The sequence below is a fragment of the Exiguobacterium sp. s123 genome (genome assembly GCF_018617075.1).
GTDB lineage: Bacteria > Bacillota > Bacilli > Exiguobacteriales > Exiguobacteriaceae > Exiguobacterium > Exiguobacterium profundum.
Map to the genome: position 1 here is coordinate 280,720 of NZ_JACSJL010000002.1, position 13,893 is coordinate 294,612.

17 protein-coding genes are annotated in these 13,893 nt (G+C 47.6%); all 17 read right to left on the bottom strand.

Features of this window, described 5'->3' with window-relative positions:
• Window positions 1-288: 288 nt before the first annotated feature.
• A complete protein-coding gene (gene recO / locus KNO72_RS05330) occupies window positions 289-1,038 on the bottom strand; it encodes a DNA repair protein RecO (RefSeq protein WP_078147154.1) in 750 nt (249 codons plus the stop codon).
• A 3-nt stretch (window positions 1,039-1,041) separates the two neighbouring features.
• Entirely contained in the window at window positions 1,042-1,950 is a 909-nt protein-coding gene (gene era / locus KNO72_RS05335; RefSeq protein WP_214757443.1) for a GTPase Era, read from the bottom strand.
• A 30-nt stretch (window positions 1,951-1,980) separates the two neighbouring features.
• A complete protein-coding gene (locus tag KNO72_RS05340) occupies window positions 1,981-2,328 on the bottom strand; it encodes a diacylglycerol kinase family protein (RefSeq protein WP_214757446.1) in 348 nt (115 codons plus the stop codon).
• Complete coding sequence (gene ybeY, locus KNO72_RS05345) at window positions 2,325-2,801, bottom strand: rRNA maturation RNase YbeY (RefSeq protein ID WP_078147156.1); 477 nt, start codon at window positions 2,799-2,801, stop codon at window positions 2,325-2,327. Before ybeY ends, KNO72_RS05340 begins: the two co-directional genes overlap by 4 nt.
• Window positions 2,779-4,866, bottom strand: coding sequence for an HD family phosphohydrolase (locus KNO72_RS05350; RefSeq protein ID WP_078147157.1), 2,088 nt, complete (start codon window positions 4,864-4,866; stop codon window positions 2,779-2,781). The genes ybeY and KNO72_RS05350 overlap by 23 nt, the downstream gene beginning before the upstream one ends.
• Before the next feature lie 42 nt (window positions 4,867-4,908).
• Window positions 4,909-5,880, bottom strand: a complete 972-nt coding sequence (locus tag KNO72_RS05355; protein ID WP_251025528.1) for a PhoH family protein — start codon at window positions 5,878-5,880, stop codon at window positions 4,909-4,911.
• A 120-nt stretch (window positions 5,881-6,000) separates the two neighbouring features.
• Window positions 6,001-6,420 (bottom strand): hypothetical protein, encoded by a 420-nt coding sequence (locus tag KNO72_RS05360; protein ID WP_078147158.1) that lies wholly within the window; start codon window positions 6,418-6,420, stop codon window positions 6,001-6,003.
• A gap of 5 nt (window positions 6,421-6,425) precedes the next feature.
• A complete protein-coding gene (gene floA, locus KNO72_RS05365) occupies window positions 6,426-7,412 on the bottom strand; it encodes a flotillin-like protein FloA (RefSeq protein WP_012726653.1) in 987 nt (328 codons plus the stop codon).
• Entirely contained in the window at window positions 7,409-7,921 is a 513-nt protein-coding gene (locus KNO72_RS05370; RefSeq protein ID WP_031423231.1) for an NfeD family protein, read from the bottom strand. The genes floA and KNO72_RS05370 overlap by 4 nt, the downstream gene beginning before the upstream one ends.
• Before the next feature lie 134 nt (window positions 7,922-8,055).
• Window positions 8,056-8,505, bottom strand: a complete 450-nt coding sequence (locus KNO72_RS05375) for a GatB/YqeY domain-containing protein (protein WP_074036596.1) — start codon at window positions 8,503-8,505, stop codon at window positions 8,056-8,058.
• 33 nt (window positions 8,506-8,538) lie between these two features.
• The gene (gene rpsU, locus KNO72_RS05380) at window positions 8,539-8,733 is read right to left on the bottom strand and encodes a 30S ribosomal protein S21 (RefSeq protein WP_029334745.1); all 195 of its coding nucleotides are present in this window, start codon (window positions 8,731-8,733) and stop codon (window positions 8,539-8,541) included.
• A 74-nt stretch (window positions 8,734-8,807) separates the two neighbouring features.
• Entirely contained in the window at window positions 8,808-9,473 is a 666-nt protein-coding gene (gene deoC, locus KNO72_RS05385) for a deoxyribose-phosphate aldolase (RefSeq protein WP_012726656.1), read from the bottom strand.
• A 79-nt stretch (window positions 9,474-9,552) separates the two neighbouring features.
• Window positions 9,553-10,431 (bottom strand): EamA family transporter RarD, encoded by an 879-nt coding sequence (gene rarD / locus KNO72_RS05390; RefSeq protein WP_214757448.1) that lies wholly within the window; start codon window positions 10,429-10,431, stop codon window positions 9,553-9,555.
• A gap of 107 nt (window positions 10,432-10,538) precedes the next feature.
• The gene (locus KNO72_RS05395; protein ID WP_214684005.1) at window positions 10,539-11,696 is read right to left on the bottom strand and encodes a bifunctional cystathionine gamma-lyase/homocysteine desulfhydrase; all 1,158 of its coding nucleotides are present in this window, start codon (window positions 11,694-11,696) and stop codon (window positions 10,539-10,541) included.
• Complete coding sequence (locus tag KNO72_RS05400; protein ID WP_214686982.1) at window positions 11,662-12,600, bottom strand: PLP-dependent cysteine synthase family protein; 939 nt, start codon at window positions 12,598-12,600, stop codon at window positions 11,662-11,664. Before KNO72_RS05400 ends, KNO72_RS05395 begins: the two co-directional genes overlap by 35 nt.
• A 1-nt stretch (window position 12,601) precedes the next feature.
• Window positions 12,602-13,069 (bottom strand): S-ribosylhomocysteine lyase, encoded by a 468-nt coding sequence (locus tag KNO72_RS05405; RefSeq protein WP_012726660.1) that lies wholly within the window; start codon window positions 13,067-13,069, stop codon window positions 12,602-12,604.
• Between the two features lie 16 nt (window positions 13,070-13,085).
• A complete protein-coding gene (locus tag KNO72_RS05410) occupies window positions 13,086-13,709 on the bottom strand; it encodes a class I SAM-dependent methyltransferase (RefSeq protein ID WP_214757450.1) in 624 nt (207 codons plus the stop codon).
• Between the last annotated feature and the right edge of the window lie 184 nt (window positions 13,710-13,893).

Below are 13,893 nucleotides of genomic sequence, written 5' to 3' on the forward strand. Positions count from 1 at the left end.
CATTAATGACACCTCCAATAGTATTGAAACGACAAAAAACGCCCCTATGTGCCTAGCACATAGGGACGGGATTGATTCCCGCGGTTCCACCCTACTTGCCCCAATCATGGGACCACTCTTAAAAGATGTGGGCGCTCTGGAATCGCCATTCGCTCTTCTCATGACACCCGGCTCACACCACCCCGGACTCGCTTCATTCATGACAGGAAGAGTTACTTTTTTCCTTCATCGCGCACGCTATTTCATTTGTCTAATCGTACATCATCGTATCGAATTCACTATGAAAAGTCAATCCTCATTCAGATGAAGTCGAATCATTTGATCGAGCACCCGCTTCGTCTTCAATCGTAGTCCACTATACGATTCCATATACGCATCAAAAAGCTGACGCAAAAGGACTCTGGACTCATCCGATAGCGGAACGTTCCGAAACTCTGACAATTCGTGCTTACTCATCAAATAAAGTAGTTTCGCCAATCGTTCGGACAGCCGGATCACACCTTCTTCTGGATGTCGCGCACATAAAAAGCCACCGGACGCGACAGAGAAGTACATGGGATCCGTCACATCTCCACAGCGCACACATCCCGTCAAGACTGGGGCGACGCCTAATAGATGCAAAATACGTAATTCAACATAGTGCGTGATGACATCTGCGTCCATGCCCGCATTCAGTGCCTGCAAGGCATCCCGTAATATTCGAAACAATGGACGATTTTGGACACGATCCTCGACAGATCGATCAACAAGTTCTAACCAATACATCGCATATGCCATCCGTTCGACATCTTTTCGGATTTCAGGATAAGACGTCATGACGTCAGATGATTTTAACTGAGCGAGTCCTCGGCTAGACGGAAAGATATAGACACCTTCCACAAACGGCTGACTCGATGCGTGAAACCGGCTACCCGGTTTCTTTGCGCCCCGTGCCATGATCGCGACTTTGCCAAGTTCCTCTGTAAACAATGTCACGACTTTATTCGATTCCCCATAATTAACGGTACGAACGACGATTCCCGTGACTTTTTGTAACATGGCTCAATACTCGTCGTCGCGGAAACCGAGGTCACGAAGCTGACCCATCTTGTTACGCCAGTCTTTCTGCACTTTTACCCATAGGTTCAAATAAACTTTAGTCCCGAGAAGCGCTTCGATATCATGGCGCGCGTCTGTTCCAATTTCACGAAGCATAGCCCCTTTTTTTCCGATGATGATTCCTTTTTGCGAATCACGCTCCACCATGATCACGGCTTCGACATCAATCATCCCAGAGTTCTCACGTTTCTTGATCGATTCAATGGCTACAGCAATCGAGTGAGGGACTTCATCGCGTGTCTTATGCAACACTTTTTCACGAATCATCTCCGAAATGATGAATCGCTCCGGGTGGTCCGTCACTTGATCGGCCGGATAATACATCGGTCCTTCCGGTAACAATTTCTTGATCTCACCTAAGAGCGGTTCGACGTTGTTGCCTTGTAGCGCCGAAATCGGGACGTACGCCGCGAAATCCAATTCGTTCGTATATTGTTCAATCACTTTCGGAAGTTCATCCGGATGGATTAAATCGATTTTGTTCATGACGAGAATAATCGGTGTGTCGAGCCCTTTGAGTTTCTCAATAATAAAGTCGTCGCCAGCTCCACGCGGTTCCGTCACGTTCACCATGAAGAGAATCGCATCAACTTCGCGTAATGCGTTCGTCGCCACTTTCATCATGAAGTCGCCAAGACGGTGTTTCGGTTTATGAATCCCTGGTGTATCGATGAAGATGATTTGGGAATCATCGGTTGTGTACACACCTTGCACCTTATTTCGTGTCGTTTGTGGTTTATCCGACATGATGGCAATCTTTTGTCCGATCACACGGTTTAAGAATGTCGATTTTCCAACGTTCGGTCGCCCGATAATGGAGACGAATCCGGATTTAAAATCTTCTTGATACATATTGCACCTGCTTTCTCAATTTCAGAACTATTAGTATAGCATGTTCCATAGCCGTGGACCGAATATTATGAGCGCCGTTACGGCAGCACCAAATGAAGCGACTAAAACGGCTCCTGCGGCAACATCTTTTGCTTGCTTCGCGAGCGGATGGACGTCTTCTGTCACGAGATTAACCGTTCGTTCGATTGCCGTATTCATCATTTCCATGCTAATAACGGCAATCACCCAACCGAACAAGATGACGATCTCGAGCCTTGTCGGCTGTAACCAGATGGAAAAGACGAATACGAGAAAAGCCGACAGGAGATGGAGTCGCATGTTCCGTTCCGAACGAACGGCATGGAGGATTCCCTCACATGCCACACGGAACGGTCTCACACGTTGCCTCGCTTCAACTCAAAATGAGTGAGCACTTCTTCTTGCCTTGCCGTCATCTCCGCTTCTTCCTCAGATGTCATATGATCATACCCAAGCAGATGGAGAAACCCATGAATTGCTAAAAAGCCGAGCTCCCGCTCAAACGAATGACCATAGTCAGCTGCCTGTTCTCGGCAACGTTCTACCGAGATGACGAGGTCACCGAGAAGATGTGGCTCATCTTCATCGAGCATGAAATCCATCTCGTCATCCCCCATCTCATCAAATGCGAAACTGATGACATCGGTCGGGGCATCTTTGCCTCGCCATTCTCGGTTCACTTCATGGATTTCCGCATTTGTTAAATACGTGACCGACAATTCGCTCGGCTCTTCCACCTCTTCTAGTTGGGCGGCATGTTGTAAAATCGACTCGACGAGCTCGATTTGAGATGTAGTTAACAATTCATGTTCATCGTTCGAGATGATTTGCATGTAATTCTCCCTCTTTCTTTAATTCTGGGTATTCGATTCGTTCGTGGAACAAGCCGGTCAGCGTCTCACACGCGCTCTCTCCGACGCGCCAAATTTCTTTCGTCGTCAATTCACATTCTTCGAACTGCCCATCCGCCAACTTGTCACGAATAATGGTTCGAACGAGCATTCGGATTTTTTCTGGCGTCGGTTGTTTCTGCGAACGGACAGCCGCTTCGATTGAATCGACGATCATGACAACGGCAGCCTCGCGCGATTGTGGCTTTGGACCTGGGTAGCGGAAACGAGACTCTAACACCTCTTTATCAGGATCTTCCTTCGCTTTAACGTAGAAATATTTCAATAAAGACGTTCCGTGATGCTGCTCTGCTATATCGATGATTTCTTTCGGTAACTTATAACGTCGCAACAGATCCGCTCCGTCATAAGGATGAGCCATAATAATGTCTGCCGATTCTTCAGGCGTCAAGCGATCATGAGGATTCCCTCCACCTTGTTGATTTTCAATGAAATGAAGGGGACGCTCCGTCTTCCCAAGATCGTGATAATAGCTTGCGACACGTGCGAGAAGACCATCTGCACCAATCGCCTCACATGCGGACTCTGCCAAGTTCGCCACCATCATACTATGATGATACGTACCAGGTGCCTCCATTAAAAGTTTCCGCAGCAGCGGATGCGTCGGACTCATCAATTCCACAAGTCGACCAGAAGACAAGACGCCAAACCACGGTTCCAAAAATGGCAGGAAGCCAAACGTCAAGACAATGGAGAGCAAGGCGCTAATGACGGCAAATCCAGAAAGATACATCGCCATTTCCCAGGAAACTTGCACGTTCCGAAGTAAGAGTAACGCGATGACCATGATGATGTTGACGAAACCGAGCAACACCCCTGATAAGAATAGTCGCTTCCGCTGAATTTTCGGTTCAACTAAAAAGACAGCTAGAAAACTACCCGTCGCCACATACACGAGCGTCATGAAATTCGTGCTCTGTCCGAATGTGACAACGACACTCCCGGCAATCATCGTAATGAAGGCCGAGGCGAGCGCAACTCGTTCATCGATCAAGATGCGTAGAAGCAATACGACGAACGCTGTCGGCGCTAAAATATAGGCATATGTCGTAAAATCGACACCGATATATCCGACACCAAAAAAGACGCCGAGTTGTAAAAGTAGCAAGCCATAGACCGTCACTAAGATTTTCGGACTCAGTAACAGGTCTTTGATTTTCGAGCGGATGAGCATGAATAGAAACCCACCGGTCAACAATGCGCTGAGCAAGAATGACCCGAATAATGGTGCAAGGGAACGATTCGGATCGATGGCTCCAGATAGCTCTAATTTCCGATATATCTCTCGAGTCACCACCTCACCTTGACTGACGAGTAACTGTCCTTCTTGAATGATGACAGGATCGACAGCATCGACGGCCTCTTGTTCTTTTTGACGGGTCGCCTCAGAGTCAAATACATAGTTCGGTACGATGAGTTCATCGCTTAACGTTTTCGAAATGGCACGGAACTCAAACGAGAGCGGCGATTGATCGATAATCGCTGCTGCTCGGTCTCGAGCCGCAGCGACCGCTTCATTACTCGTTTCAATCCGGTCGTCCATCACTTGTTGTAACGCAGTGACTGTGACATCTTCTACCGTTTGTCGGGTATCTTCACTCGCTTCAAGCAACGAATTCAACTCTTCATCAGCTAATACACCGTTCGCCTCTGTAGAATTTAGACGGTTTTTAATATCCGCCAGTTCAGTCTCTTCATCCGTTTGGTCGAATGCTGCGAACAACTGCTCGACTTTAGCGATTTGTTGGTCTGCAAATTCTTTTCTCAATGAGAATTGACTACCGACACCATTTGTTACTTCTTGTTTCAATCGTTCGGTCGCAACACGGTCCTCAACCGTGATCGGAGACCGAATATCCTGTTCGGCAATCCCAAGCGGTTCCACACTGATGATGGATGGGCGCACGGTAAAGTATAGAATGGCGCCTAATAAGAGAAAGAAAATCAACGAGATGGTCGCGACTGTCCAGTTTTTAGCTTGCTGCATTCGTGCCCCCCCTTTCACGATCTGGTGACCTCACACGTACATTTAAGTGAGGTCCGTACTATAGGCGTTGATGATTTTCTTAACGAGCGGATGACGGACGACGTCAGACGCACTGAAGTGTTCAAAATGAATACCATCCACACCTTCTAACAGGCGTAACGCTTCCTGTAACCCCGATGCCTTGCCTTTCGGTAAATCGACTTGGGTCAAATCCCCTGTGACCACCATTTTCGATCCAAAACCGAGTCGCGTCAAAAACATCTTCATCTGTTCTTTTGTTGTATTCTGGGCCTCATCCAAGATGACGAACGCATCTTCTAACGTGCGTCCACGCATATAAGCGAGCGGAGCCACTTCAATCGTGCCCCGTTCTAACAAACGGTTCGTCTGTTCCACGCCATACACATCAAATAGGGCGTCGTATAATGGGCGGAGATACGGGTCCACTTTCTCTTTTAAATCTCCCGGTAAAAATCCAAGGTTCTCTCCCGCTTCAACGGCAGGACGCGTCAAGATGATCCGTTTGACTTGCCCTTCTTTTAAGGCACGCGCCGCAAGTACGACAGCTAGGTACGTCTTTCCTGTTCCGGCTGGTCCGATACCAAAGACGAGATCACGTCGTTCAATCGCACGAACATACCGGCTTTGACCTACTGTCTTGGCACGAATCGGTTTCCCCTTATTCGTCGTAAAAACAACTCGTTCATAATGTTCGAGCAGTTCATCTCCCTTTCCGACTTGAATGTGCTGGATGACGCTAATGGCATCACTTTCATTTAGACGTGCACCTTTTTTCACTAACGTCTGCAAGGTGATGATCACTTGTTTCGTTAATTCAAGAGCCTCAAGTGTATCGGCTTGAATAATCAACTCCTCACCCCTTGGGATGAGTGCCACTTTCAATTCTGTTTCAATCGCCTGGAATACTTCATCTTTCGGTCCGAGTAAAGCTTGTGCTTCGTTCGCATGTTCCATGACGAATGGTACTTTATCAGTCATAATCAATGGATGCATTGCCCCCTCATTAAAATCGGTTATTCCTCTTTTACTTTAGCACTATCACGCCTATCGTGAAAGAAAGACCGCGTAATTTCTACGCGCAAAAGGCAGTAACATGACGTCACTGCCTTCCGTTCACTTCTTCCGTTTCGAGATAGGAGGTTGTAATACCTCACTCCAAATGACAGCTTCCCGCATTCGCTTTTGTGAAACGTTCAGTTGTCTCGGTTTCTTTTCCTTTTGAATCGGTGGAATTTTAACCGCTTGTTCGAATTGCGCGCTCACTTTCGGCATCTCGACTTGACGTTCACGTGGAGTCGGTCGTTCTTCTACCGTTCGAGCGACTCGACGCCTCACCTTTTGTGGTGCTGGTTTTTCGTCCGAGTCATCGAATGCCGTTTCAATCTCTTTCATGACGTCCCCTACCGAATCCAAATAGCGTTTCAGTTCACTGCTTTGAGGACGGTCTCCAGAGGACGATGATTTTTCGAGCCGTTTCATCACTGCCGAGGCAATTCCGAAGGCGGCTAACAAGAGTACCCATAGTCCATCCATATCAATCACTCATTATCTGATTCAGAATCGACAGGTGCCCCAATCGCTTTTCGCATTTCTGTATCCGCTTGAACGTTCAAGTAGTTCACGTAATCCATGACACCAAGCTTTCCGTTTCGTAACGCTTCTGCCATCGCGAGTGGGACTTCCGCTTCGGCACCGACAACTTTCGCACGCATTTCTTCTACTGAAGATTTCATTTCTTGTTCGCGCGCAATCGCCATCGCGCGACGTTCTTCCGCCTTCGCTTGAGCGATTTTCTTATCTGCTTCTGCTTGGTCCGTCTGCAAGACCGCACCGATGTTCTTACCGATATCGATGTCGGCAATATCAATCGAAAGAATCTCAAACGCTGTTCCTGAATCCAAACCTTTTGTGAGGACAGTCCGTGAAATCATATCCGGATTCTCTAGTACGTGCTTGTGGTTGTTTTGTGAACCGATTGTCGACACGACCCCTTCACCGACACGGGCGATAATCGTTTCTTCCCCCGCACCACCGACGAGACGATCGATATTCGCACGTACGGTAATGCGTGCTTTCGCCTTCACTTCAATCCCATCCATCGCGACACCCGCAATAAATGGCGTTTCAATGACTTTCGGGTTAACTGACATCTGTACAGCCTCGAGCACGTTACGTCCTGCCAAATCGATGGCAGCAGCCCGTTCGAATGACAATTCAATATTTGCACGGTGCGCCGCAATCAATGCGTTCACAACGCGGTCTACGTTACCACCAGCCAAGAAGTGACTCTCAAGTTGGTTCGTGTTTAATTCAATTCCTGCTTTAACCGCTTTAATCAACGGGTTCACAATTTTCGAAGGAATAACGCGACGAAGGCGCATTCCAATCAATGTGAAAATCGAGACGTGGACGCCCGCTGCAAACGAACTGATCCATAGTCCGACCGGTACGAACGTGAAGAATACGGCAAGTGCAATCAATCCTCCACCTGTAATGAGTAACGTTGTCAGTAATTCTGGTGTCATTCTGTTACATCCTCCTTCGGTTCTACAAAGCTTCGAACGACAATCCGTCCAGAATCCACTTTATAAACCTGAATTTTTGTCTGCTGATCGAGATAGCCACCTTCCGTCACGACATCAAGTCGTTCTCCGTCGATTTCGGCAGTACCTGCTGGGCGAAGTGGTGTCAAGGTGACTCCCACTTTGCCGAGAAGCTGTTTTCGATCTTCGTGGGACAAGTAGCCTTTTTCAGTCGATGTCGAATCCGTCAAAATCAACCCTTTATAAATGAGCGGACGATTCGTACTCAAGCGACGGTATGCCCAAAAGCCGAGACCTGTTAGCACCGCTGCCGCGAGACCAATCGATAGCCACAGTTGACCGATTGTCGCACCAGCCATAATCAAACTCGCAACGACGGCTCCGATCCCAAGCAAACCGAACAATCCAAACCCTGCTACGAACACTTCAATTCCAAGAAGGACGACTCCGACGAAAAAGACTGTCAGAATCACTCCGAGACCAAATGTCATCGTCTTGCTACCCCCTTCCAAATTCAAAGCTATCTCCTATCTCTAGTGTATACGAAACAAGATTGAATGTGGTTTCAGAATACGCAAAAAAAAGCAGAAACTTTCGGTTTCCCGAAAAGTAACTGCTTTTTTCATCAATTCGTCAATTGTTGTTTGACGATTCGGTTCACAAGACCACCGTCTGCCTTGCCTTTGACTTGCGGCATGACGACGCCCATCACCTTACCCATATCTGATGGAGCGGCTGCATTCGTTTGAGCAATTGCTGCTTGGACGATGGCGGTCACTTCATCTTCTGAAAGTTGTTCAGGCATATAGGCTTCTAGGACGACAATCTCTTCTGCTACTTTGGAAGCAAGGTCTTCACGACCAGCGCTTTCGAATTCTCGGAGGGAGTCTCTGCGCTGTTTCATCTCTCGGTTGAGCACCGTGAGTTCCTCTTCCTCGGTAAGATCTTGACGACCTAGTTTGATAGCCTCATTTTGGAGCGACGCTTTGACCATCCGGATTGTCGTAAGACGATCCTTTTGTTTCGCGCGCATGGCTTGCTTCATGTCGTCCGTCAAGCGTTCTTGAAGACTCATGAGCCAACACCCTCTCTACAAATGAAACTGGAATCAGAATTTCTTACGCTTACGCGCAGCTTCTGATTTCAATTTACGTTTTACGCTTGGCTTTTCGTAGTGACGACGTTTACGAACTTCGGCAAGTGTGCCATCTTTCGAAACACCGCGTTTGAAACGACGAAGAGCGTCTTCAAGCGATTCGTTTTTACGGACACGAGTTTCCACTAGTTTTCCCTCCCTCCGAATTACACGACTAAGGAAACGTGTTTCACACGTCATATCATATTATAGTGAAATTAAGTCGTGTGGTCAACCACTTATTAATAGTCGCTGTCTGAACGTCCACCAGTGACAATCGCGATACCTGCTGAAGCACCGATACGTGTCGCACCAGCATCGATCATCGCTTTCGCACCTTCGAAGTCACGGACGCCACCTGAAGCTTTTACGCCGATGTCAGGTCCGACCGTCTCACGCATGAGGCGAATGTCTTCAACTGTCGCGCCACCAGTCGAGAAACCAGTCGATGTTTTGACGAAGTCTGCTCCAGCTTTCACTGAAAGTTCGGCAGCTTTTTTGATTTCTTCTTTTGTAAGCATGCATGTTTCGAAGATGACTTTGACGAGTGTACCGTTTGCCGCTTCGACAACCGCACGGATGTCACGTTCTACGAGATCGTAGTCAGCATCTTTGAGTGCTGCGATGTTGATGACCATGTCTACTTCATCTGCGCCATTGGCAATCGCATCTTTTGTTTCAAATGCTTTTACCTCAGGCGTGTTTGCACCAAGTGGGAAACCGATGACTGTACATACTTTGACATCATCATCTGACTTGAGTTGTTCTGCTGCATATTTGACCCATGTCGGGTTGACACAAACGCTTGCGAATTTGTATTCGAGCGCTTCTGCACAAAGTGTTGTAATTTGATCTTTTGTTGTTTCAGCCTTTAAAGCTGTGTGGTCGATATAACGGGCTAATTCCATGATTCATTTCCTCCTCTGACAAATAAGTCTGACATCTAACATATTACCATGTTTTTTCGAGATGTAACAGCTTTCAAACCTAAATCAACTGACGACGTTTACGAGCGACGACCCAACTGTTCCAACTAAAGAAGAAAATAGCGAGCCAAATGCAGGTGAAGGCAAAGACATGATATGCCGTGAACGGTTCATGGTACATGACGACCCCGATGATCAAGCTAAGTGTCGGTGCGATGAATTGAAGAAACCCGACAAGCGTGAACGGGATATGTTGTGCCCCGTATCCGAATAGGAGAAGAGGTAACGCCGTGACCACACCCGTTCCAAGAAGGGCGATCCAAATGACAGGCGACATGTTATACACAATATTGTCGGTGACAACTTGATTTCCGAGGAAGAGCAATGCCACCGGGACCACTGCTAGCGTTTCGATTCCTAGGCTGACCGTTGAAGCAAGAGGACGGCGCTTCTTCACCATCCCATAAAATCCAAAGGTACTCGCCAAGACGAATGAAATCCAGGGGAACGTACCATACCCTAACGTCAAGACGAGGACGCCGATTGACGCGATCCCAACGGCCATCCATTGGACTCGATTTAATAATTCCCGAAAGACAAGCACCCCTAACACCATACTGACGAGAGGATTGATGTAGTACCCGAGAGAAGCTTCAATGATATATCCGTGATTGACAGCCCATATGTATACAAACCAGTTGGCACTGACGATGAATCCGTTCAACATGAATGCGTTTCGTGTAGCCGGATGTCGAAGTGCGTAACCGAACTCTTTCCACTGATTTGTCCATCTCAGAACGAGCAGAATAAATAAAAATGACCAAACGATTCGATGTGCTAAAATTTGACCGCTCGGTACTTCTTGCAAAAATTTCCAATAAATCGGAAGGACGCCCCACATGACGTAGGCTCCGACTGTCGTCCATACTCCCTTATTCACACGTTCACCCGCTCTCTTACAAGTTAAAAACAGTTTAGTCGATGAAAGACTCCCGATACAAGACTTTTGTTTCATGAAAAAAGGACGCGAAATCGCGCCCTGACCGTTTATTGTCTCACTTGTTCAATTGCCGTTAATGCTTGTGCCAAGTCTTCAATCAAGTCATCAATGTCCTCAAGTCCGACCGAAATACGAACGAGCCCATCGGTGATGCCAAGTTCCGCTCGACGTTCGGCTGGAATCGACGCATGTGTCATGCGTGCCGGGACACTGATCAAACTCTCAACCGCTCCTAAACTTTCTGCGAGCGTGAAGTATTTCGTCTTCGCGACCATCATTTCTGCCGCTTCCGCCGAACCGACATCAAATGCGATCATCCCACCGAATCCACGTGCCTGTGATAAATGAATCCGCTTCGCTTCCTCACTGGATACACTTGGGTGGAGCACGCGTGATACAGACTCGTTCGATTGAAGGAATTCAACCAATGCACGTGCATTCGATTCAATCTCCTCCATTCGAACAGCTAGCGTCTTAATTCCCCGAACAACAAGGAAGCTATCTTGTGGTCCAAGAACTGCGCCAACTGAGTTTTGAAGAAACGCCAAAGCTTCGCCCTGCTCTTCCGTTCGCGCGACAACAAGTCCTGCTACGACGTCACTATGTCCGCCTAAGTACTTTGTGGCACTGTGAAGGACGTAGTCTGCTCCAAGTTCGATTGGATTTTGGAAGTAAGGGGTCATAAACGTATTGTCCACGACGAGCAACACGTCTGCTTCATCGGCAATCTTACGCATCGCTCGAATGTCCGTCACGTTTAAGAGCGGATTTGTCGGCGTCTCGACATAAATCATTTTCGTGTTCGCTTGAAGCGCATCACGAACCGCTGTTTCATCGGATGTATCGACAAAAGTTGCTTCCAAGCCTCGTGACTGAAATACTCGATTGAATACACGGTACGTTCCTCCATATACATCAGACCCGACGATGACGTGGTCTCCAGATTTCAATAACATAAGCACCGTCGAGATGGCTGCCATCCCAGATCCGAATGCAAATCCTTGCACGCCGCCTTCGATGTCGGCAATCAATGTCTCTAATGCCGTCCGAGTCGGGTTTGCTGATCGTGAGTACTCGTACCCTTCTCGCAAGTTGCCAATCCCGTCTTGCTTATACGTGCTCGTTTGATAAATCGGTGGCGTGACGGCCCCTGTCAACGGGTCCGTCGTTTTACCGCCGTGAATGAGTGCTGTCTTTGTACGCATGTTCTGCCTCCTTGACAATTCCTTGACTTAAATATCGTTCTGCACTATCAGGCAAGATGGTGACAATCGTGCCTTCCGTCAATTGATTCGCTTCTTTTACACATGCTGCAATGGCAGCGCCTGAAGAACTACCGATGAGCAAACCTTCCTGTTTCGCTAAATGTGCCACGTAGTAGAAGGCTTCCTCATCTGTAATGGTATGAATCGCATCGACGTAAGCCCTCTTCAAAAATGGTGGCCATTTTTCGACGCCGATTCCTTCTGTTTTATGTGGTCCTGGTTCACCGCCGTTCAAAATGGAACCGACCGGCTCCACGACGACAGTTTTCGTTCCAAGTGGCTTTAATGATTTGGCGACACCGGTGAATGTGCCACCTGATCCCGCTCCCGCTACAAATACGTCAATTTGTGGCACATCTTTCAACAACTCATGGGAAAGGATGTCGACGTAAGCATCCGGGTTATCCGGGTTCGAGAACTGTTCTGGGACATAGGCGTCATGTTCTTTAGCCAACTCAATGGCATTTGCGATTGCACCCTTCATGCCGAGTTCCGTCGGCGTGTTGACGACTGTTGCTCCGAGCAGTCGCATCAATGCCTGCTTCTCTTGACTGAATTTTTCAGGAGTGACCGTCATGAGGCGAATCCCGAATCGTTGGCAAGCGAGCGCAAGCCCGATCCCCGTATTGCCTGCTGTCGGTTCGATCACCGTTCCACCGGGTGCCACATCGCCACGCTCGATCGCCCGTTCAATCAAATTCATCCCGAGTCGGTCTTTAACACTCCCACCTGGATTCATCATCTCGAGCTTCCCGTACACTTTGACATTCGCTGGTACAGGAAGCGTTCGAAGTTCAATGAGCGGTGTGTTTCCGATGAGTTCATAGACGTCACGGACAATCATCTTATGCCTCGTCCTTGAAGACGATATGCCATTCATCGCGTTTTGCGAGCATGTCTGCCGCTAATTTTTTGGCACCTTCGAAATCATGATGATTCGCATTCCCACATTGAACAGGGTTTTGCGCCGGTAGTTCCTCAGCGTTCATCGCATCACGCAGCGTCGCTTCCACGAGGTCAAGCATTCGTTCGTAGTTCCCATCATTGAGCATCGTCCAATAGAAGCCTGTCTGGCAACCCATCGGCGAGATATCGACGATGTCTTCAGAATGATTGCGACTGTTCTCGGCAATCAAATGCTCAAGTGAATGAACCGCGCGCATCGGCATGAGTCCTTCGTTCGGTTGAATGAAACGAATATCGTATTTATAAATCGTGTCAGCTGTTCCCTCTTTCACACCAGCTAAACGGACAAAAGGCGCCTGTACTTTCGTATGATCCAAGTTAAAACTTTCAACATTATATGTTTTCATGAGTAATTCCTCCTCGTTATTTAGTGGCTATTACGAGCCAGACAAACTTGTTTCTCTGCGTCATCGTCACGTTGTACCCGTTCGCTTCTAACATGGAACGAATCGTTGACGTATATGGATAATATTCACGGTTTAAGTCTTCGACGAGGTCTGAGTACCCTTTCGCAGTCGCCCAATCGATGATGTCCTGACGAGCTGCTGGTGACTCAAACATCGTATCAAGCAACACGAACTTTGGATGTTCCCAGCCTTCAACATACTGACCGATGGCCGTGGCCTTTTCAGAATCTGTCAAGTGATGAAAAGCATACGACGATACGACCGTATCTACGTTTGATAAATCCGGATAACGGAGGAAATCGCCTTCGAGCACATCAATCCCCAACTTTTCAACAGCAATTTGTCGCATTTCCGGCGACGGTTCAATCGCAATCAACGGATGCCCTTTCAAGATCCGGCTACTCAAGTTCCCTGTTCCGACACCAAACTCAAGCACCGTCCCTTCGACGTGTAGGGCAACCTCATCGAGCATTTGCTCATATCCGATGAACACTTCGTGATATTGCTCATCATGCCCCTCGACCGTCGTATCATAATCTTTTGCCCAATCCTTAAAGATGTTCATGAATGGTAAGTTCATATCGCTACCCCAATCTTAATTCTTACTAATTTGATATGTTTTATTGGTATTTAACTTTAACGTTACATTAACAGGTTTTTTTATTCATTTCAAGTCATTCGCTAGATTCTCGCATCACATCCAGTTGGATATAGGTCTTATGTGTTAGGTCTTTAGTAATTGTCAGAACATTAAAATTTGTGCA

Coding starts and splice junctions, on each gene's coding strand:
- KNO72_RS05370 (WP_031423231.1), bottom strand. CDS start 7,921: ATGACATTTGGTCTCGGAGTGATTCTGACAGTCTTTTTCGTCGGAGTC.
- recO (WP_078147154.1), bottom strand. CDS start 1,038: ATGTTACAAAAAGTCACGGGAATCGTCGTTCGTACCGTTAATTATGGG.
- KNO72_RS05400 (WP_214686982.1), bottom strand. CDS start 12,600: ATGATTGTCCGTGACGTCTATGAACTCATCGGAAACACACCGCTCATT.
- KNO72_RS05355 (WP_251025528.1), bottom strand. CDS start 5,880: ATGCATCCATTGATTATGACTGATAAAGTACCATTCGTCATGGAACAT.
- era (WP_214757443.1), bottom strand. CDS start 1,950: ATGTATCAAGAAGATTTTAAATCCGGATTCGTCTCCATTATCGGGCGA.
- KNO72_RS05405 (WP_012726660.1), bottom strand. CDS start 13,069: ATGAAAACATATAATGTTGAAAGTTTTAACTTGGATCATACGAAAGTA.
- deoC (WP_012726656.1), bottom strand. CDS start 9,473: ATGGAATTAGCCCGTTATATCGACCACACAGCTTTAAAGGCTGAAACA.
- ybeY (WP_078147156.1), bottom strand. CDS start 2,801: ATGCAAATCATCTCGAACGATGAACATGAATTGTTAACTACATCTCAA.
- KNO72_RS05395 (WP_214684005.1), bottom strand. CDS start 11,696: ATGCGTACAAAGACAGCACTCATTCACGGCGGTAAAACGACGGACCCG.
- floA (WP_012726653.1), bottom strand. CDS start 7,412: ATGACACCAGAATTACTGACAACGTTACTCATTACAGGTGGAGGATTG.
- KNO72_RS05360 (WP_078147158.1), bottom strand. CDS start 6,420: ATGGATGGACTATGGGTACTCTTGTTAGCCGCCTTCGGAATTGCCTCG.
- KNO72_RS05375 (WP_074036596.1), bottom strand. CDS start 8,505: ATGAGTCTTCAAGAACGCTTGACGGACGACATGAAGCAAGCCATGCGC.
- KNO72_RS05410 (WP_214757450.1), bottom strand. CDS start 13,709: ATGAACTTACCATTCATGAACATCTTTAAGGATTGGGCAAAAGATTAT.
- KNO72_RS05350 (WP_078147157.1), bottom strand. CDS start 4,866: ATGCAGCAAGCTAAAAACTGGACAGTCGCGACCATCTCGTTGATTTTC.